We start from the raw sequence: 19,435 nt of genomic DNA, 5'->3' as shown, positions 1-19,435 counted from the left end.
TAAAATTCAGAAATAAACCCAATTAAAAATAAATATTATGGCGACCGTAGAAATGCTGATGCCCAAAATGGGTGAAAGTATCATAGAAGGAACTGTCCTTACATGGCTCAAAAATGAAGGTGATACCATCGAACAAGATGAGTCTGTATTAGAAGTAGCTACAGATAAAGTAGACACAGAGGTTCCTGCTACCCATGGAGGAGTATTGAAGAAAATTTTGGCCAAAGAGGGCGAAGTTGTTGCCGTAGGCGCTCCTATTGCAATCATTGAAATAGAAGGTGAAGATGCAAATGAATCTTCTGCAGATGAATCCAAAGGAAACAAAGAGGAAGAAAAAGAGGCGTTAATAGCTGCAGCACCCGCACAGACTTCAACGTTACTTTCTGATAATGCCAATGCCACCGAAGCTGAAGGAGATGAAAGGTTTTACTCTCCGTTGGTCATGAGCATAGCCAAAGAAGAGAATATCAGTAAAAGTGAATTGTCTACTATCCCAGGGACAGGGAAAGATGGTCGTGTCACTAAAAATGACATGTTTACCTACCTAAAGACAAGAAATCAAGCACCTCAAGCTTCAAGCCCATCAAAAGCTTCTGCTCCTACCCCAAGTCCTAAAGTGGAAATATCCATTTCCGGACAAGACGAAATCATCGAAATGGATAGGATGAGAAAGATGATCTCACAAAGGATGGTGGACTCCAGAAGGATATCGGCTCACGTCACTTCTTTTGTAGAAGCTGATGTGACCAACATTGTACTTTGGAGAAACAAAGTGAAAGATGCCTATAAAAAACAAGAGGGAGAACCCCTTACTTTTACACCTTTCTTTATTCAGGCTGTGGCAAGAGCCATAAAGGATTTTCCAATGATCAATATTTCTGTAGATGGCGATAAAATCATCAAGAGAAAAGAAATCAATGTAGGAATGGCTGTTGCTTTGCCTTCAGGGAATCTCATAGTTCCTGTCATTAGAAATGCTGACCAACTGAATCTTTCCGGCCTATCCAAGAAAATCAATGATTTGGCCTCTAGAGCGAGGATCAATAAGTTGAGCCCGGATGAATTGAGCGGAGGTACTTATACTGTGTCCAACGTGGGTTCTTTTGGAAATGTGATGGGTACACCGATTATCATGCAACCTCAAGTGGCTATTTTGGCAGTAGGCGCTATACAGAAAAAGCCTGCAGTCGTAGAAACACCTACAGGAGATGTAATTGCCATCCGACACAAAATGTTCCTTTCACATTCCTATGACCATAGGGTCGTAGATGGGTCACTTGGAGGGATGTTTGTCAAAAGGGTAGCCGATTACCTAGAAGCATTCGATCTAAATTCAGACATATAAAATCAAAAAAGGAGGTTTAGGCCTCCTTTTTATTTTTATCAAAAGTATCTTTGATCACTTTTGCAATATCCTCCACACTGATAGGCTTGGTAAGATAACCATCCATCCCTGCGTCAAGTGCAGCGTTGATATCCTCTTTGAATGCATTGGCCGATAGCCCAATTATCTTGGCTCCATACAAATGGCCCATTTTTTTAATTTCCTTTGTGGCTTCCAGCCCATTCATCTTCGGCATCTGAATATCCATCAAAATCAGGTCAAATGAATCTTTCTTAGCTTTTTCTACCCCTTCAAGCCCATTCTTTGCTACCTGAATAGTATAACCCAACTGCTCCATAGTCATCAGCATAAAAGTTATATTGATTTCATTGTCTTCTACCAAAAGAATCTTGAGAGGAATACTATCCGCCATATTCAAATAGGAAAAGCCAAGGCTTTTGCTTAGTTGCAACTCATTGGACTCCTTCAATTCTACCCTGTTCTTTGAGCTTCCAAAGACACTGAATGAGAATTTAGATCCTTTGCCTATTTCACTTTCTATTTCAAGCTCTCCTCCCATCAATTCGATCAACTTTTTTGAAATGGCTAATCCAAGTCCAGTGCCAGGGTACTCTCGGGTATTGCTGCCATCTACCTGAACAAAAGGTTGGGTCAATAAATCGATTTTATCTTTGGGAATCCCAAGTCCTGAATCAAACACCGAAAATTCAAGCATGATGTTATCATTCATCAGTTCTTCCACCCCTATATCAATCTTGATAGTCCCATCTATGGGTGTAAACTTGATAGCATTTCCTACGATGTTGTAAATAACCTGTGTGAGTTTCTCCTTGTCCAAGAAAACATACTCGGGAATATCTTTTGCAAATTGATAAGAAAAATCCAGCTGCTTTTCACCTATCGATCCTCTAAAGAGTTTGAATGTACTTTCAAGTTCTTCTTTCAAATGAAACACAGATGGATTAAGCTCCATCATTCCTGATTCTATTTTAGAATAGTCCAAGATATCATTGATGATCGAGTTGAGGGATTTTCCTGAATCCCTGATTACCTTGATGTACTCCTTCTGTTTGCCATCAAGTGGCGTATTTTCCAGAAGCCCAATAATCCCCAACAAACCGTTCATAGGAGTTCTGATCTCATGACTCATATTTGCTAAGAATTCAGACTTGGCCCTGTTGGCTTGTTCTGCAGCCTCTTTTGCTTCTCTCAGCCCTTTTTCCCATAGTTTTTGGGCAGTAACATCACGTGCCAGTGATATAATGCGGTCGTCATCCAATTTAAATAAACGGGCTTCAAAAATTCTCCTTCCAATGGGCAGATTGACTTCAAACTCTAAAGTCTGACTCCTGCCTGTATTGATGATTTTATCAAAAATATCAACCAATTGAGACTTCATCGGTTCAGGAATAACCTCACGGAAATTTTTCCCTTGGGAATATTCAGGTGGAAAAATCAACAAACTCCTATCTTGAACATAATAGTCTAAAAAAACTCCCTCATAATTATATGTAAAAATGAGATCCGGAAGACTATCCAAAACTGCCCGAAGTCTATTTTCACTTTTGATCAATTCCTGTTCGGCTTCATACTTCTTCTGAATATCGGTGCATATACCAACATTCCCCTGAAAATGGCCTAGATCATCATAGATGAACTTTTCAAATATTTTCACCCGAATCCAATCACCAGACTTTTTGAGAAATGAAAATTCTGTCTCAAGCACATCTTCTTTGGTAAGCTTGGCTTGTCGTATTAATCCATCTATCCTTTCCTTATCCTCACGGCTAACAAATTCTTTGAATCCCGATAAAAATTCCTTTTTATCATAACCCAACACAGATATGACTTCATCCCCTACTGAAGTCATTTTCCCTGTTTCATCCTGAAAGTAAATAAAACCTTTAGACTCTTGCAGAAGCAAAGACTGCCTGCGGAACAATTCCTGAATTTCTTCTGAGTACTGTTCCAGTCTACTGTTTGCTACCTGTATTCTATTGATAAACTGGTAAAGTACTATAATAACTGCGGCCAACAGAATAGTGAGTCCTAACAATAAATAGAAATACGTATTGTAAACATCAAAACCGATATTGCTGATATCCTGTGTAAAAACTACAGCAAAAGTTCCTGTCAATGGAACCAAACTAATGGGGTAATAATGAATAGTAGCACGGTAACTTTCTGAACCCATGCCTAAGGCAAAGACATTTCCTTTGGCATATCCTTTCAATCCATCCTTGATCTCTCTATTTATTGTGTTTGCTGTTTTATCATCAAGCTTGACGATATCAAATTCATTTTCATCTGAAAAAACACTAAAGACCTCATCCTGCCAAATGAGTTTTTGGCCCAAAGAACCAAGATAATAATTGCTAAGTTCCTCTCTAAAATACCGGGCAAGGTTTAACCTCACTTGTATCCCTACACCTTTGGTAGCATTATGAAGGTCAATGATTTTCCCCGTAGGAATAGGGATATCCTCATTTTTCTCATATACAGTTTTGATGAAATTGTTCTGCCTATCAAAGTGGAATGACACATAATCATTAGGGAAAGTGACCACAACAGTATCCAAGAGCTCTCTGTGATTGTTGAAAATGCGTCTTGCTCTTTTTTCAAAAGCCAGTTGCTCATTTCCTGTTCTCTCATAGGTCCAAGGCTCCAAATTATTCACAAAGAAGACCATATCCTCATACATGGCTTCAAAGTGTTTTTGAAGGTCTTTGCCAGCAATTTCTACTTGCTTATTAAGGGCCAATTGCCGGGAATTGATCTGGCTTTCTCTCAATGCCGTAAAAAAACTAAAGCCTAAAACAAGGATCAACAGCACCAGTGAAATGGCAAATGTAACCATCCATCTAGACGTTCGAGTTTTTGGTTTAGGCAATATTTTATTTTGCATCCTCATTCGAAAATCAAGTCCAGAACAAACCAATCAAGGTTTTCTACTTTGTTTACAATTATTTTGAAAGATTCATCACCATCTTTCAATTCAAGGTTTTTTTCTTTTGAAAGAATAATACTTGAAGCAATTTTCCTTACTGTCTTACTTTTGCTTCTGAAAAGGTTAAAATCTTCAGGCCTATAACTATTGGAAGTGATAGTTTGGTTATAGGTATGATTTTTTAGGGGAGGAAGCGATAATGCCTCAATTGCTTTCGATTTACCTGCCACTACTGTGCCTGCAGGGTCTATGATGACCAGATTCCGGGTAGAATTATTTAGATAGATCTCTATCAGGTCATTGACGGTAATGTCAAATCCCAAAACCATCATCAAGTCGTCCTCTACATATACCGGATGAAGCAAAGAGGCTACCCAGCCCCTACCTGCCGGATCAATATAGATTTCTTTGACCCATGTGGACGACCTTTCAGGATTGTGCACTTCATCTGCTTCGTAGTAAAAGTTAAATGATGGGATATCCAAATCAGGCTCAAGCGCATCTATAGCCTCAAAAGGAGGATAAAGTCTATTAAACTGCCTATTGCTGTTCATGTACACCTGAGAAATAACGTCGTATTTTTCAAAAATAGATTTGAATATCTGATCGGTAGGATTGGTCAAATAGATCAGTTTCATCGCCTCTTCCATGCTTGGAGCCAAGGTAGATATGTAGAGTGTGCTAAGATTCGGATCAGCCGCAGGCATTGAGTTGGCAATGCCATTTTCAAACCTATAGAGGGTATTGTCAGCCAAAGCCAATATACTATCTTGGTGTTGAAATAAGTATTCTATGGTATCCCCTAAGGCTACAATTTCCTTTTCAAGGTTGGCAAGGTCATACTCCAAAAGCTTTACAAAAGAATTGAGTTCCAAAGAAATGACCTGAAATTTCTCTGTTTTTGGTTGAGAACAGGCCAATAAGGCCAGGAAAAAAAATGCGTAAATGAGTCTTTTCCAGTCCATTTAATCAGTATGGGTTTTCCTAAAGCTAAATATTTTCCATCTGTTTTCGTAAGCTTTCTCCCATTTCTTTGAACCTCAATTTAATTTCCTCAAAAAATTCACCCTCGCTAAACCCGTCAAGGTCTGATTCTTCCAAAATATCCATTTCCGAAACTTTGAAAGTCTGTTCCATCGGACCCAACTCATATTTGATAAGGTACTTGTTGTTCCAAGAAAAAATAGAAACACGGATTGCCTCTTTGGTAAATTCCCTGACTACTCTCATGCTATTTTTCTAACCTCAGAACTGTGTGTGACTTTTGAATTCAACGATGATGCAACAGAACAGTATTTTTCTACTGACAGCGCTACCACTTTTGCGAATTCCTCTTCTTTTGCATCTGGAGATACCAAAACGAAATGCAGGTGTATTGATTTGTAAAATGCAGGAATACCATCATTACGATCTCCCTCTACTTCTATAAAAAAGTCTTCGACTGTTTTTCTCTTTTTTTTCATCATTGAAACTGCATCTACTGCTGAGCAACCTCCCAAAGCTGAAAGCAATAGGTCCATGGGAGATTGTGCCTTTTTTTCAGGAGCATCGTACATGTCCATCTGCACAACATTCCCCTGAAGATTACTGGCTTCGTATTCGTAGTCCGCTTTCATTCGGACAGTCACATTTCTTTTGCTCATCTTATGATTTATTTTGATGTCTTTCGATTAGTACATTCATCACCTCATCCAACTCATACCCCTTGGCTTCAAGTAAAACCAAATAGTGAAAAAGTAAGTCAGCTGCCTCTCCCAAAAACAGTTCTTTGTTGTCATCTTTGGACTCAATCACAATTTCCACCGCTTCTTCACCTACTTTTTGGGCTACTTTATTGATTCCCTTGGCAAACAAGGAGGCTGTATAGGACTTATCGTTAGGATTGTTTTTCCTATCCTTGATAATTGCCCTCAACTCATCAATAAAAAATGTGTAGCTCCTGTTTTTTTCCGCAAAACAAGTATCTTCTCCTGTATGACAAACAGGACCAGAAGCCAAAGCCTTGATCAATAAAGTATCATTATCGCAATCCACGGTTATGGACTTCAACTCCAAGAAATTACCCGATGTTTCACCTTTAGTCCACAGTCTGTTTTTTGTTCTACTGAAAAAAGTGACCTTTTTGGTAGCCATAGTTTGGTCTATAGCCTCCTGATTCATGTAACCAAGCATCAAGACCTTGTTACTTTTCTCATCTTGGATGATAGCAGGAACAAGGCCGCTAACTTTTTGGAAATCTATTTTTAATGAATCCATAATCTCTTTATTGATCTACAAATAAAATTAAAGTCTGGTAGGAATCCCCTCTTCATGGAGGTACTTTTTCAATTCAGGTACAGGAATCTCCTTGAAATGAAAAATAGATGCTGCCAAAGCTGCGTCTGCTTTCCCAAAAGTGAAAACATCTTTGAAATGGGGCATGGTTCCCGCTCCACCGGAAGCAATCACCGGAATACTCAATATTGATGCTAATTCCGCAGTGATTTCATTGGCAAAGCCAGCTTTGGTACCATCGTGATCCATTGAGGTCAACAGAATCTCCCCTGCTCCACGTTCATTTATCTCTTTTGCCCAAGCTTGTGTCTTGAGCAAGGTAGGTTTTCTTCCTCCATGTGTATGGACGAAATCCAGCCCATCTACATTTCTTGTGTCTATAGCCACCACGATGCATTGACTGCCGAATTCAGCTGCCATCTCATCAATGATTTTTGGATTTTTGACAGCCGCTGAATTGATTGAAATCTTATCTGCACCTGCATTGAGCAATACCTTCACATCCTCAACGGTGGAAATCCCTCCACCTACTGTGAAAGGAATATTGATAGCTTTGGCAACTTTGGTCACCAATTCAGCGAGTGTTTTTCTTTTGTCCACCGTAGCGGTAATATCCAAAAACACCAACTCATCCGCTCCTTCGTCTGAATAGATTTTGGCCAACTCCACAGGATCACCGGCATCACGTAATTGCACAAAGTTGACACCTTTTACAGTTCGGCCATCTTTGATATCTAGGCAGGGGATAATTCTCTTTGTCAGCATTGAGGGGGAAGGGGGATAGTTTAAGATTTTAGATTTTAGATTTAAGATTTTAGACTTGGCTGCCGGTAGGCAGGTTTTAGATTTGGATAGTTGGAAGTAACATATGGTCCAAGTCTGTAGACTTGAACCAACACAACAACAAGCGTTTCTTGTCTCTTGCCTCTCGCACTTGGCCTCTCTCACTTCTCAAAACGCTGCCAACTCCTCAAGAGAAATCCTACCTTCATAGTAAGCTTTTCCCACAATGGTTCCGTAAACCCCGATTTTTTGTAAATCCTCGAGATCTTTGACATTGGAGACACCACCACTTGCTATAAGTTTGATGCCTGGAATCTCCTGAAGTATTTCTTTGTACAGGTCTACTGAAGGCCCTTGAAGAAGGCCGTCTTTTGCCACATCGGTACAGATGACATAGCTTAAACCCTTTTCAATGTAGGATTTGATAAAATCAATCAGGTCTACACTTGTAGTTTCCTGCCAACCAGAAATGGCTATTTTCCTATCTTTGGCATCCGCTCCGAGTATGATTTTCTCACCTCCATATTGCTGAATCCAGGTATCAAACAATTCAGGTTTCTTCACGGCAACACTTCCTCCGGTAACCTGACTGGCTCCCCATTCAAAAACCTGCTCTATAGCCTCATCACTTTGTACCCCACCTCCAAAATCAACTTTCAATGAGGTGTGCGTAGTAATTGCCTTCAATGCTTCCCCATTGACAGGCATTTTGGCTTTTGCACCATCCAAATCTACCAAATGAAGGCGTTTGATTCCTGCGTCTTCGAATCTCTTCGCCATTTCAAAAGGGCTGTCATGGTACTCTTTTTTCTGGGCGTAGTCTCCTTGGGTAAGTCGGACACATTTGCCTCCTATCATGTCAATTGCTGGTATGATGTACATGGGATTGATTTTAGATTTTGGGAAATATGGATGATTGGAAGTTGGAGGTTAGGAAGTATGGATGTCTGAAAGCTTCAAATCGATTTTCCTCGTTTCTTCTCTCTCGTTTCTCGGCTCTCACTTCTCGCTTCTTGTCTCTCGCTCCTCGTTTATTTTCTCGTGATTCTTTGTTCTAAGCAAAGACCTTCGAGGTTTTGAAAACCTCAAAGGTCACTCCCAACCCCTCTTGTTTCTTGTTTCTTGCTTCTTTGTTCATCGTACACCCTACAGGCTTAGGAAGTTTCTCAATATCCTCTCTCCTACCAATCCGCTTTTTTCTGGATGGGCCTGCATGGCATAGAAATTATCTTTATGCATCAGCGCAGAGAAAGGCAGAATATAGTCCGTCTTGGCTATGGTGTGCTCACTCAATTCACAATAAAAACTGTGGACATAATACACAAAGGAAGAATCATCCAAGCCTTTAAGTAATGGAGATTTCACTTCCTGCAGGTTATTCCAACCAATATGTGGCACCTTGAAGTCGAATGGATTTTCAGGTTGAAATTTTTTGACCTTCACAGGAAAAACGCCCAAACAAGATGTGTTCCCTTCCTCAGAATGATCACAAAGCAATTGTTGGCCAAGACAAACACCAAAAAAATCCTGTTTGAGTTCAGGAATCAATTGGTCCAATTTCTTTTCTTTAAGGTATTTCATTGCGGTACTTGCTTCACCCTGCCCTGGAAAGATGACTTTGTCTGCTTTGGATATCGTCTCCAGGTCATCTGTAAGTAAAGCATCAGCTCCCAAGCGTTCTAAAGCATAAAGAACAGACTGCACATTGCCTGCATTGTATTTGATTACTGCTACTTGCATTTATGAATTTTAGATTGGAGAATTCAGTTTTTAGATTGGTTTTACAGATAGGGTTGAAAATCAAATCTATAATCAAAAATCCTAAATTCTAGGCTTGCAAATTTAAAAATAAAATCGTCTCTAGGATGACCTTTTTCTTTTTAAGTTCCGAACTTCTGTAGAGATAAAAGAAACCCATCATAATTTTGAGAAAACCAAAAATTATATACCCAAACTTAAACATATCAAATTCACCATTATAGAATGAGATATAGCCAAGAATCAACCATATCATCCCAAGGATCGGCCATAAAATACCCCCTAAATTTGAATTCCCAATATCTTTATCAACCAAATCTAACTGGGTTTTAATAATTCCATAATCAGTATTTTTCAAATGCTGCTTTTCACCAATTTGATTTCCATATTGATCTACCAAAAAATCAATCAATTCTACTTTACTCATATTTTCAAATTTTGAATTAATAGTATCAATTTTAAACTGAAGATCAATATCCTGGGTATTTGTCATGCCAAGCTTTATCCACTTCAACTGTCAGACTTGGACATTTGATAAACAAGTCATGGGCGACTTCCTCAACTATTTCTCGGCACATTAAGTTATCAATCCATTCTTGAGGGATTTGATTTTTACCAACTATCAACCCTACAAGATTACCTGTAATTGCTCCTGTACTATCAGAATCTCCACTGTGGTTGATTGAGGTCAATACAGCTTTTTTGAAATCATTAGGGTAATGCAGTGCGCAAAGCAATGAAATTGCCAAAGCTTCTTCCGCTACCCATCCTTCTCCAAGTGATTTGATTTCCCTTTCTGAGATATCTCGGCCTTCAAATTGTCTGTGAATTTCTAACACTCTAGAAGTGATGTTGAACATTTCTTCATGACCCTTCAATTTTTCCAAGATTTCCAGACCGTTTTGAATTGCAAGTTCAAGTCTGATACCATTTGATAAATCCGCAATGATTGATGCCAATAACCCTCCACTAAGATATCCTGATGGATGACCATGCGTAATTGCAGAAACTTTTAACGCTTCATTAAATGCATACTCTCGTTTGTCATAAAATATCAGACCTATTGGGGCAATTCTCATCACTGTACCACAACCTTTGCTATCATTGATTGGCTTTTCAACTGACCCCATTTCTCCAGACTGAAGTGCATTCAAGCAGGTGTTTCCTGGATATCTTCTTTTGAAAAGCTCCTTCCTTTTGATCAACCATCCTTCTTCAAAACCAAAGGTGTACATTGACTTTGGTAATGGAAAACTCTGTGTTTTGAGCCATCTGAGATAAGAATGGTAAGTAATCTGAGTAAGAGCACCACCAATACCATTCAATACTCCCCTATGATAAGCCCTAAGTGCACCCTCAGCTGTAAAGAGCAACATCTGAGTATCATCAGTAAACTCTCCCTTTCCATCGGTATACTCCACATACGATTGTACTCCATTTGCTCCGTACCTGGCAAGAATAGATTCGTAGCTTAAAAACTCAATCGGTGCTCCCAAGGCATCCCCAATGGCACCTCCCAATAGGCAGCCCAAATATTTATCCAGTCTTTCTTTCTCGGCTATCATCTTTATAAATCATACATAAACTAATTTTTTTGGATCAAGAGCATCTTCATCATTTAGCCTGTAAGCAACTAATTTCCCTCCATCAGCAACACTGTAATCCAAGCAACAAATATTCTCTTGGTATAAAAAAGGATTTCCCTTTAGCCAATAGTGCCCAAAAAACACTTTTTTATCTCCTTTTTGATAAAAATCAGAAGCTGTTTTTTCTCTTGCTTCAATGGGGTATTCTGGCAAGCTTGGATGTTTTTCTATACTGATTGACTTATATGTCATTTTGCTTGGGTCTTCCCACCATTTGATTCTTATATGTGTTCTTATTGCACCGTCTTTATCCTCAAATGTTTCCCCTTCTGGCAATTCCAACTCTTTACCCTTTAAAGTAATTTCAATCGCATTATGTAATTCGCTTTCCTTATTGGCAGATTCGTAAATCAATGCATCTGTGAGCCTGCCATTGTCCAATTTTGATTTCAAATTCTGGATATGTCTATCTTCCCAACAGGCATGAACCGCTCTAAAGTTATCTGTTTCGAAATACAAGGGTAGGGTTTTAAACCATTCTAGATAAGATTCGTATTCCTTTTGCTTATTTTGAAAATTTTTCAGGGTCTCATAATGTTGAATAATGTTTTTGATATCATGTTTTCTAAGGTGACCTCCCTCTTTTTCCTGAAAGTGAAAACACAAAGCATTGTATTCATGATTCCCCATCAATGCAATGGCATTTTCACTTTCAACCATCGATCTCACGATTTGTAAGGTTTCCCTGATTTGTTGCCCCCTGTCTATATAATCCCCCACGAACAGGACTTTTCTTTCTGGATGAGCATAAGTCCCATTTCTCTTTTCGTAGCCCAGCTTTTTTAATAAGGCCTCCAGTTCGTCAGCGTGTCCATGTATATCTCCAATAAAATCTATCATGATTTGAATTTATAGCATTTAGTTAAATAAGCGTTATCATTAAAACAAAATCAGTTTTTAGCAAAGTAGTAGTAAACAAAGAGTAGACTCCAACATAATTAAGATGCTGGAGTTTGGCTAACTCTTTAAATTTAGTTTGGCCACGATGCTGACAATAAGCATCGAATAATCAAGCTAATTAGGTTTTATCACCCTTCACGTATTTCCTCCAGTTATGCTCTTCTTTGAATCCCAAGACTTCACGGATTTTACGGTTTGAAAATAAAGCTTCATGTTCTTCCAGTTCTCTGGTAATAGGAACGCCTGGAAAAAATCTTTCTGCCAACTCTTTGCTGGGAATAACCGCACCATTATGATCATTTCCTGCATTGAAAACCTGATAACCAAGTCCGTCATTTTTCAAACATAAGTCTACAATCTGACCCAGATCACGGGCATCGATATAACAAAAGGCATTTCTACGTCGCACTTCCGGATGTTTGAAATAGTGCGGAAAAAGTTCTTCGTATTCATGAGGCTCAATCACATTACCGATCCGGAGGGCATAAATATCAAAACCAGAGCGACGTTGAAAACTGCGCGCTGTCTGTTCGTTTACCACTTTAGATAAGCCATAACTGTCCATCGGGTCCACATCATAATCTTCTTCCAAAGGAAGGGATTTGGGATCAGTTTGCCCGTCAGAAAAGCAAACACCATAGGTTGTCTCAGAAGAAGCAATGATGATCTTTTTTATACCAAGTTTCACTGCCGCCTCTATGACATTATAGGTACCGACAGTATTCACCCTGAAAGTTTCATTGTCAGGATTGATCAAGATCCGGGGCACTGCGGCAAAATGAACGACTGCATCAAATTTGGGGATGCCCTTCCCACCTTCCAGTTCATCCAGACCGGCATAAGAACTCATGGCATTGAACATTTGGCCAGAATCGGTAATGTCAGCAATAAGGTTATCCACTCCTGGATGATCCAATGGCTTCAAGTCTACATTCATCACCCGATGTCCTTGGTCAAGGAGGTAAGCAATCGCATGTTTCCCTGCTTTACCTGATCCTCCTGTAAAGAATATTCTCATTTTTTTATAGTTTATTATTGTCCATGAGCAATAATGTCATCGCTCTGTTTACTTTTGAAATGCCCTTAACAGAAGAATTCCAACCCTGAATTTCTGTTTCATGCGCTATATAATTTTTAAGTTCTTCGAATTTCGAGGCTAATAAGGCCTGAAGGTCATCGGGCATATAGCATGATTTTTCTTCCAAAAACGCTGCTATTGCCAAGGTTGGCTTATCCATTTGTTGTTTGAAAGAATCATAATCAGCTAAGATACAAGATAACTTGTGCTTAAGAAGAGCACTTTTTAACAGGTTGGGTTTGAAAATACGGTTGTGGCGAAAATGATTGATCAAAAGTGCCTTTTTTGAATCATTGAGAAATTTCTGGTATTCTTTTTTCAAATAGTCAATTTTTGAAAATTCTGCAGAAACCCATGTATATGCCAGAAAAGGATCTTTGAAAAGGCCTGGCAAAAACTCTGATTCACAAAAGCCAATCAACTCTTCGCATTGGACTATTCCGTATGCTATTTCTTTGTCTTCTTCAATTAGGGTTTTTTCGTATGTTTTTTTGGTATCCTGAATGAAAACTTCATACAGTTGCAACTGTTCAGGATGCAGTATGTCTTGAAATACAGTCAACTCGTAATCCCATAATTCCCATACAGAAAAAAAATGTTTCCTTGAAAAAACATCCTTTTCTTCTTCAAACGTAGAGATCAAGTCAGCTTGTTTAGCTGTCAAGTTCAAAAAATTATACTTGCTTAAAACCTGATTCAATTGATACTTACTTTCTTTTAATGACATTTACTAATTCTAAAGATTTTGATCTTTTGACCAAGAGAAATGTTTTACCAATACAGCACTTTATTCTCAGGTGGCAGCCTCTCAAATCGCTCTAATTTAAGAAAAAACCATAAAATATTTCTAAAAACCTTTCTGGTAAAGTTTACCTGTAAAACTTCATACTGTCAATTAAATCTTTTACTTTGACAGTTGCAATGCTGGATGACACATCAGACATGGCATAGGGAATTATCAGCAAACCATTATGTACCAATGAGCCGCAAGAATACACCACATTGGGCACGTATCCTTCCCGTTCTTCTTCATTTGGCGTCAAAAGAGGATCTTCTAAGCGGGCAATGATTTTGGTGGGATCTTCTAAATCCAATAAAATTGCGCCTATAAAATACTGCCGCATCGCACCCACACCATGTGTAAGCACGAGCCATCCTTCTTTGAGCTCAATTGGTGAACCGCAATTCCCTATCTGGAAAAATTCCCAAGGCATCGCGGGTTCTTGGATCAAAATTGCTTCATCCCAAAAATGCAGGTGATCTGAAAACATGATGTAGTTGTTTTCTCCATCGATTCTGGACAGCATGACATAATTGCCTTTGATTTTTCGTGGAAAAAGAGCCATTCCCTTGTTTTGAGCAGCCACACCATTGAGGGTGATGATATCAAAACTGACAAAATCTTTGGTCGATAAAAGTTGTGGAAGTATACATACCCCATTGTATGCGGTATACGTAGCATAGTAGGTCATTTCTCCATTATCATCAAGAAATTTGACAAACCTTGCGTCTTCAATTCCCCCACTTTCGTTTTCTGATATGGGGAAAATCACATGTTCTGAAATATCATGGTTGGGCTCGAACTTTATAAAGTAATTAGAATCTACAAGCCAATAAATATTTTTTATGGTTTCGCTATCTATTGAATTTTCATCTATCATTTGGAGGGTGACAATACAGTTTCTCAACTCCTCAATTGTAAAAGATTCAGGTAATTTTTGAAAAATAGTTTTACATGTTTCACTCCATGCATTCATGCTTTTGAGTTTGAGCTGAAACAAATGATTGTCATACGATTGGTCATGTCGGATGATGGGGGTATCCACAAACTCACTCACAGGGTTTATCAATATAGTCCGATCTTCCCTTATCACCCCACTACGAAAAACTATAGATGAAATATGTCCTTCTCCAGTAGCCCTAAGGCTCATTACAAATCGGAGACAGCCCTCAGGCAGGCCATCTTGGTTGGGATGGGGGACGATTGATGGATTGAAGAGCGCTGCAGACTCAATGGAATATTCCATGGTGAAAAATGCCCCTATCAACAATTTCTGGGTGTTGCTGATGGTTTTATCACCAGGAATGTAGAGAGCGACTTTCCTGTAGTTTTCCAGGAAAATCCTTTCTATATTTTTGTGCCGTTCTATAAAGTTATGGTCGACATGATAGAGTAAATCTTCCGCTTTTTGTTCACTAAGATTGATTACTCTATCGATTATTCTGCGAATCCTTCCTATGGAAGTGACATGGGGACGCGTGATCACCCTCGAAGAGTTCCTTACGATTTTTGTCCTGTTCCTTTTTACCAATAGCCTTTTCACTGTACTTTTTCCCATCTAATTTTTATATCTAATCGTCCCTATACTATTTGCAAAAAGGCCTTTGCCTTTGACCATCACTCTTTCAAAATGTCTTCATACAAACTCAGGTAGGCAGATGTCATTTTCTCCATGCTGAATGCTGACAGTGCCCAATCCCGGCACGCCTCCCGATCAATGGTGTTGAGACTGTCCACAGCCATCACCGCTTCTTCGATAGTATTGACCAAGAAGCCTGTTTTCCCATGCTTGATCAATTCCGGCATAGAGCCCAGGTTGAAGGCGATTACAGGAGTTCCACACATCATTGCCTCTGCCACACTCAATCCAAAGGGTTCTTCAAAACTAATTGGATGCAAAAGGGCAAAGGCCTCCCCCATCAATCTGTCTCTTTGCTCAGGCCCCGAATTCCCGACAAAAACAATATCATCATTGTTGATAAATGGTTTGACCTTACTATCAAAGTATTCCTGATCTTGTATCAAACCTGAAATAATCAATTTCCTTCCTGATTTCTTGGCTATCATAATGGATTCATGAGCACCCTTTTCGGGATGAATCCTACCGAAATACAGGAGGTATTCTTTAGGTACTTTTTGAAATGTAAATTCATTTGAATTCAAACCATTGTATACAGTAGCGCTATAATCCAATGAAGGATGACGGTCTGACTCACTTATGGAGACATAGAACCCGTTTTTGTTGTATTTTTTATAAACCGGTAGAATTTTGCTCGAAGAAAACCCATGAATGGTCGTCACCATAGGTGTCTTGATCAATCCGGAATAAGTAAGTGGAAGAAAGTCAAAATGGTTGTGGATCAAGTCAAATTGTTGTGATTGCTCCATCAAATGACTGATATGAAGGCATTCCCATACTTTTGGGTCAGTATTAGGGTCTTCTGCGTAGCCTGTTTGGGTGACACTTTCAAGCTTTCCCTTGGTAATAGAATTTCCTGTGGCAAATAAAGTGACATCAATTCCCTTCTCCACCAAGCCTTCTGTAAGGTTTGAGGCAACCTGTTCCCAAGGTCCGTATTTTTCAGGTGGGGTTCTCCAGGCAATGGGTGCTAGCATGGCTACTTTCATAGGTTGTAATTAAAATGTTAATTATAAATCCTATTATTTCCCGAAGGTCATTCAGCTGCAATCTAACACCATTCCGTCAGGATCAAATTTTTATAACTTCAAATCTTTCTCTTCATACGTTTCAAAAGCCTGCAGCACGATTAAATATGAAATCAAATAAGCCAAAGAGCTTTCAGCTCCTTGATTACGGTTGATGCCATAGCTATCAAAACCATCACAACAACCCTTTGTGTCAAAATCAAACAAGCTCATTCTGAGGTCATTTTCACCCAAAAACCACATAAAACATGTAAAAAGTTTGGTGAGATATGTCTGGTCTTTGGTAAGCTGAAAAGCTTGTTGAAACATCAAAATCATAGCCATTGCATCCACGGGTTGCTGTGCATACATGGAGGGTTTTTCTCCCTTCTTATACCAACTTTCATTTCCAATTACCGACAAGTAGCCCTCTTTGAGGGTAATACCAGTCAGGAAATCCATGCTTTCCATGGCCACCTTGGTGACTTCTTCATTGTTTAGGATCTCAGCAGCATGTAAGAGCGACAAAGGCAAAATTCCATTATCGTAGGTCATTTTTGTTTCGAACCATTTCCAGTCTTTGGTACTATTTCTCTCAAAATGCGCAACTAACTTCTCTGAAAGCATTTTAAGCTTTTCGATCATAGCATCATCATTGGGGTTGGCTTTTAAATAGTAACTGATGCCTAGGATGGTATTGGCAATGGCCCGAATGGACTGTAATTTCTCGAAATTGGGTACAGCGTTGAAAAACACAAGTTTGCCAGTCTGAAAATACGCATCATTGGGTGGGTTGCCCAACAAGTAGCCAAGGGCCCATATTGCCCTTCCAAAGGAATCCTCAGACCCAACCTCATCGAGAAACTGTCGGCTGAAACTCAGAAAATTTCTGAATGTTCCATCTTCATTCTGCATATAATGGATATAACTCAGGTATATCGGGGCCAAATTGAGTGCAGATTTATCTTTTGATTCCCGGTATGCCATCAATACCATAAGCAATGCCCTGGCATTGTCATCGAGACAATATCCTTCTTTCAAATTGGGAATACCATATTTTGCATGTTGGATTATCCCTGTATCATCTGTGAGTCGTATGATATGATCCAATGAAAAAGCCGGTAGCAAAAGGGGATCAATCAAGGTTTCGAGTCTGGAATTTACTTCTGGATTTGCAGAAAGGGTTGCACTTGCTAGAGACAGGTATTTCTCTCCCGATTTGCTCCAAGTGATGGTTTTACCATAGTCGCAGGCTTTTTTTCTGAGGCTTTTGAGGGCTTCCGGATCGTCCAACAACTCCATCAAGATGCGTGACAAACCTTCTGAATCATTAAAATCAAACAATCTCCCTCTACCTTCAGCCAAGAGTTCTGTGGCATGCCAATATGGGGTAGACAGTACGGCTGACCCTACTCCTACTGCATACGAAAGCGTGCCGCTCGTAATCTGTGCTTCATTGTGATATGGTGTAATGTAGATATCAGATGCTGACAAGTATTTGAACAGTTCTTTTTGGTCTATAAATTCATTGAGAAAAATAACATGTTCCTCAAGTTTGAGTGTTTTGACCAAAAGTTGAAGGAAATTACGGTATTCTTCGCCCGAGTTGTGGAGGACATTGGGATGGGTTTTTCCCAAAATCATGTAGACCACATCCGGATGTTTTTCAATTACTTTGGGTAATGCCTTTATTACTGTTTCGATCCCTTTGTTCCTGCTTATAATACCGAATGTGAGCAAAAACTTTTTGTTTTGGAGTTTGAAAAATTTCTTACATTGTTCCTGGTTATATACAATTTCGGGAACTCCGTGTTCAATGAGGACAATTTTGCTGTGTTCTATATCATAGACTTCTATTAGAAAATCAATGGCCTTATTGCTCATGACTACAATTTTGTAGGCCATTTTGCAGATCTGTTTCATCACTGCTTTTTCATTGTATGAAGGATTTTTCAATACCGTGTGAAGGGTTACGATCAGCGGAATTTGTAGCCTATGGAGCAAGGGGAGAATGTACATGCCACTTTGACCGCCAAAAATGCCAAACTCATGCTGAAGGACGCAGATGTCTGCCCCACTCAAGTTGATGAACTTCACCGCCTTCAAATAGTCGAGTTGGTGCTCTTGCCTTATGGTAAACTTCACTTCCTCCGGATAATGATAGCTCAGGTCATGGTCACTCATAGCTACTACAAACCCTTCTACAGGATCTTCCGCTTCTGAAGAAAGACTCCCTTCTGAAGGAGCCGTTTGACCAACCATAGACTTAAAAAGGTCATTGGTGAAGACACCGATGCCACATTCGCGGGGAGGATATGTTCCTATAAATACAATTTTCATACTTTGCTTAGATAAAAGATCAAATTGAAAATTCTGTTAAAATCCCAAATCATATCTTTATTGATGCAGAAACAAGGGAAAACCGGTTTTCAACTTTTTTAGGTGTAACGAATTGGTAAAATTCAGTTCCAGATAGGTCAAAACCCAAATTGAATCAGCAGCTTAGGCCAACCAAATTTGTTCATGCAGTACTATTTAAAAATATTTAATAAATATCAGGCTGTATCACTTCTGCTTTAGGCTTGTAACCCAAACCTGCAAAAGCACCAAACACCACATGGGACAATAATAAATGCCCAAAATACTTTTTCAAACTCTTTGTTGGTGGATTGGGATGAAACTTAAAGACAGCCTTCCAAACCATGATACCTACTAGACCACTGGCTGCACCCAGCAAGCTTCCTGAAATTAATCCAGGTTTGACCTTACCACTGTTCCATAATTTGTGGTAGCCACTTGCAAACATAAAGCCGACAAGAAAATGTAACCCCCAACCTTCCACAGCGGCATCTGATTTAAGTTTAGAAGGCCTTATTCTTGAAATCAAATCTGCCAGTACAAATGGTTCTTTAAAATTTTCTTCTTGCTTTTCCGATATCAGGTAACTGAAAAGTGTCATGGCAGAAGTTCCTGTAAGTGCCGCGTTGATAATGGGTTTTACATTCATTCATGCAAGAGGTAATTTTTTCTCCAATAATGTGTTACATAATTCCAGCTGATTTTTACAAGTTTAAATTGGGTTGACCGCTGAATAGTTAGCGAGGGCTTTTAGCGCTACATTATTGTGTGAGCCCTTTGTGTATTTGTGACTTCGTGACATTATTATCAAACACGTTGATTATGGAATTTTAAGTTGAAAATATAGCTTAGTTATAGTTCAAAGGGTATCGCCCATTTTACATCTTGTTTTTTCTTTAAATTCCCAGTGAATTTGGGT

At 39.2% G+C, this 19,435-nt stretch carries 18 protein-coding genes; 1 reads left to right on the top strand and 17 read right to left on the bottom strand.

Translation table 11 applies throughout. The features are described from left to right. The first annotated feature begins 37 nt into the window (after positions 1-37). Positions 38-1,345, top strand: coding sequence for a dihydrolipoamide acetyltransferase family protein (locus tag CLW00_RS13030; RefSeq protein ID WP_106134122.1), 1,308 nt, complete (start codon positions 38-40; stop codon positions 1,343-1,345). Between the two features lie 16 nt (positions 1,346-1,361). Here the strand turns inward: CLW00_RS13030 and CLW00_RS13025 are convergent, their stop codons facing one another. The 17 genes from CLW00_RS13025 to CLW00_RS12945 all read right to left on the bottom strand — a co-directional run bounded on the left by CLW00_RS13025 (position 1,362) and on the right by CLW00_RS12945 (position 19,165). Further along, positions 1,362-4,202 (bottom strand): response regulator, encoded by a 2,841-nt coding sequence (locus tag CLW00_RS13025; protein WP_245917289.1) that lies wholly within the window; start codon positions 4,200-4,202, stop codon positions 1,362-1,364. A gap of 50 nt (positions 4,203-4,252) precedes the next feature. After that, complete coding sequence (locus CLW00_RS13020) at positions 4,253-5,257, bottom strand: Cache sensor protein (protein WP_245917287.1); 1,005 nt, start codon at positions 5,255-5,257, stop codon at positions 4,253-4,255. Positions 5,258-5,282: 25 nt separating this feature from the next. Continuing rightward, positions 5,283-5,522 (bottom strand): hypothetical protein, encoded by a 240-nt coding sequence (locus CLW00_RS13015; RefSeq protein ID WP_106134120.1) that lies wholly within the window; start codon positions 5,520-5,522, stop codon positions 5,283-5,285. Continuing rightward, a complete protein-coding gene (locus tag CLW00_RS13010) occupies positions 5,519-5,935 on the bottom strand; it encodes an OsmC family protein (RefSeq protein WP_106134119.1) in 417 nt (138 codons plus the stop codon). Before CLW00_RS13010 ends, CLW00_RS13015 begins: the two co-directional genes overlap by 4 nt. A 1-nt stretch (position 5,936) precedes the next feature. Next, complete coding sequence (gene hisIE, locus CLW00_RS13005; protein ID WP_106134118.1) at positions 5,937-6,548, bottom strand: bifunctional phosphoribosyl-AMP cyclohydrolase/phosphoribosyl-ATP diphosphatase HisIE; 612 nt, start codon at positions 6,546-6,548, stop codon at positions 5,937-5,939. A gap of 27 nt (positions 6,549-6,575) precedes the next feature. Further along, positions 6,576-7,331 carry an imidazole glycerol phosphate synthase subunit HisF gene (hisF, locus tag CLW00_RS13000; RefSeq protein ID WP_106134117.1) on the bottom strand — a complete coding sequence of 252 codons (756 nt, stop codon included), beginning with the start codon at positions 7,329-7,331 and terminating at the stop codon, positions 6,576-6,578. Positions 7,332-7,517: 186 nt separating this feature from the next. Next, complete coding sequence (gene hisA, locus CLW00_RS12995) at positions 7,518-8,231, bottom strand: 1-(5-phosphoribosyl)-5-[(5-phosphoribosylamino)methylideneamino]imidazole-4-carboxamide isomerase (protein WP_106134116.1); 714 nt, start codon at positions 8,229-8,231, stop codon at positions 7,518-7,520. A 264-nt stretch (positions 8,232-8,495) separates the two neighbouring features. After that, positions 8,496-9,089 carry an imidazole glycerol phosphate synthase subunit HisH gene (gene hisH, locus CLW00_RS12990; RefSeq protein WP_106134115.1) on the bottom strand — a complete coding sequence of 198 codons (594 nt, stop codon included), beginning with the start codon at positions 9,087-9,089 and terminating at the stop codon, positions 8,496-8,498. A gap of 88 nt (positions 9,090-9,177) precedes the next feature. Beyond that, positions 9,178-9,534, bottom strand: a complete 357-nt coding sequence (locus CLW00_RS12985) for a hypothetical protein (RefSeq protein ID WP_146131425.1) — start codon at positions 9,532-9,534, stop codon at positions 9,178-9,180. A 43-nt stretch (positions 9,535-9,577) separates the two neighbouring features. After that, positions 9,578-10,672, bottom strand: a complete 1,095-nt coding sequence (locus CLW00_RS12980) for an ADP-ribosylglycohydrolase family protein (protein WP_106134113.1) — start codon at positions 10,670-10,672, stop codon at positions 9,578-9,580. A gap of 9 nt (positions 10,673-10,681) precedes the next feature. Continuing rightward, the gene (locus tag CLW00_RS12975) at positions 10,682-11,593 is read right to left on the bottom strand and encodes a metallophosphoesterase (RefSeq protein WP_106134112.1); all 912 of its coding nucleotides are present in this window, start codon (positions 11,591-11,593) and stop codon (positions 10,682-10,684) included. Positions 11,594-11,771: 178 nt separating this feature from the next. Continuing rightward, on the bottom strand, positions 11,772-12,671 hold the full coding sequence (locus CLW00_RS12970) for an NAD-dependent epimerase/dehydratase family protein (protein ID WP_106134111.1): 900 nt from the start codon (positions 12,669-12,671) through the stop codon (positions 11,772-11,774). Between the two features lie 4 nt (positions 12,672-12,675). Continuing rightward, the gene (locus CLW00_RS12965) at positions 12,676-13,458 is read right to left on the bottom strand and encodes a hypothetical protein (protein WP_106134110.1); all 783 of its coding nucleotides are present in this window, start codon (positions 13,456-13,458) and stop codon (positions 12,676-12,678) included. A gap of 142 nt (positions 13,459-13,600) precedes the next feature. Next, positions 13,601-15,070, bottom strand: coding sequence for a glycoside hydrolase family 130 protein (locus CLW00_RS12960; RefSeq protein ID WP_106134109.1), 1,470 nt, complete (start codon positions 15,068-15,070; stop codon positions 13,601-13,603). Positions 15,071-15,129: 59 nt separating this feature from the next. Beyond that, on the bottom strand, positions 15,130-16,140 hold the full coding sequence (locus tag CLW00_RS12955; RefSeq protein WP_106134108.1) for a glycosyltransferase family 4 protein: 1,011 nt from the start codon (positions 16,138-16,140) through the stop codon (positions 15,130-15,132). Between the two features lie 90 nt (positions 16,141-16,230). Then, complete coding sequence (locus CLW00_RS12950; protein ID WP_106134107.1) at positions 16,231-18,498, bottom strand: glycosyltransferase family 4 protein; 2,268 nt, start codon at positions 18,496-18,498, stop codon at positions 16,231-16,233. Positions 18,499-18,703: 205 nt separating this feature from the next. Continuing rightward, positions 18,704-19,165: a hypothetical protein gene (locus CLW00_RS12945; protein ID WP_106134106.1), complete on the bottom strand. Its 462-nt coding sequence runs from the start codon at positions 19,163-19,165 to the stop codon at positions 18,704-18,706. Positions 19,166-19,435: the final 270 nt, after the last annotated feature.

The sequence above is a fragment of the Mongoliibacter ruber genome (assembly GCF_003003005.1).
Taxonomy (GTDB): Bacteria; Bacteroidota; Bacteroidia; order Cytophagales; family Cyclobacteriaceae; genus Mongoliibacter; species Mongoliibacter ruber.
Note: the sequence above shows the minus strand (reverse complement) of the source record. Positions and strands in the feature narration are given on the sequence as shown.

Excerpts from the sequence above, each read along its gene's own strand:
- CLW00_RS13030 (WP_106134122.1), top strand. The coding sequence starts at position 38 with ATGGCGACCGTAGAAATGCTGATGCCCAAAATGGGTGAAAGTATCATA.
- CLW00_RS13025 (WP_245917289.1), bottom strand. The coding sequence starts at position 4,202 with ATGGTTACATTTGCCATTTCACTGGTGCTGTTGATCCTTGTTTTAGGC.
- CLW00_RS13020 (WP_245917287.1), bottom strand. The coding sequence starts at position 5,257 with ATGGACTGGAAAAGACTCATTTACGCATTTTTTTTCCTGGCCTTATTG.
- CLW00_RS13015 (WP_106134120.1), bottom strand. The coding sequence starts at position 5,522 with ATGAGAGTAGTCAGGGAATTTACCAAAGAGGCAATCCGTGTTTCTATT.
- CLW00_RS13010 (WP_106134119.1), bottom strand. The coding sequence starts at position 5,935 with ATGAGCAAAAGAAATGTGACTGTCCGAATGAAAGCGGACTACGAATAC.
- hisIE (WP_106134118.1), bottom strand. The coding sequence starts at position 6,548 with ATGGATTCATTAAAAATAGATTTCCAAAAAGTTAGCGGCCTTGTTCCT.
- hisF (WP_106134117.1), bottom strand. The coding sequence starts at position 7,331 with ATGCTGACAAAGAGAATTATCCCCTGCCTAGATATCAAAGATGGCCGA.
- hisA (WP_106134116.1), bottom strand. The coding sequence starts at position 8,231 with ATGTACATCATACCAGCAATTGACATGATAGGAGGCAAATGTGTCCGA.
- hisH (WP_106134115.1), bottom strand. The coding sequence starts at position 9,089 with ATGCAAGTAGCAGTAATCAAATACAATGCAGGCAATGTGCAGTCTGTT.
- CLW00_RS12985 (WP_146131425.1), bottom strand. The coding sequence starts at position 9,534 with ATGAGTAAAGTAGAATTGATTGATTTTTTGGTAGATCAATATGGAAAT.
- CLW00_RS12980 (WP_106134113.1), bottom strand. The coding sequence starts at position 10,672 with ATGATAGCCGAGAAAGAAAGACTGGATAAATATTTGGGCTGCCTATTG.
- CLW00_RS12975 (WP_106134112.1), bottom strand. The coding sequence starts at position 11,593 with ATGATAGATTTTATTGGAGATATACATGGACACGCTGACGAACTGGAG.
- CLW00_RS12970 (WP_106134111.1), bottom strand. The coding sequence starts at position 12,671 with ATGAGAATATTCTTTACAGGAGGATCAGGTAAAGCAGGGAAACATGCG.
- CLW00_RS12965 (WP_106134110.1), bottom strand. The coding sequence starts at position 13,458 with ATGTCATTAAAAGAAAGTAAGTATCAATTGAATCAGGTTTTAAGCAAG.
- CLW00_RS12960 (WP_106134109.1), bottom strand. The coding sequence starts at position 15,070 with ATGGGAAAAAGTACAGTGAAAAGGCTATTGGTAAAAAGGAACAGGACA.
- CLW00_RS12955 (WP_106134108.1), bottom strand. The coding sequence starts at position 16,140 with ATGAAAGTAGCCATGCTAGCACCCATTGCCTGGAGAACCCCACCTGAA.
- CLW00_RS12950 (WP_106134107.1), bottom strand. The coding sequence starts at position 18,498 with ATGAAAATTGTATTTATAGGAACATATCCTCCCCGCGAATGTGGCATC.
- CLW00_RS12945 (WP_106134106.1), bottom strand. The coding sequence starts at position 19,165 with ATGAATGTAAAACCCATTATCAACGCGGCACTTACAGGAACTTCTGCC.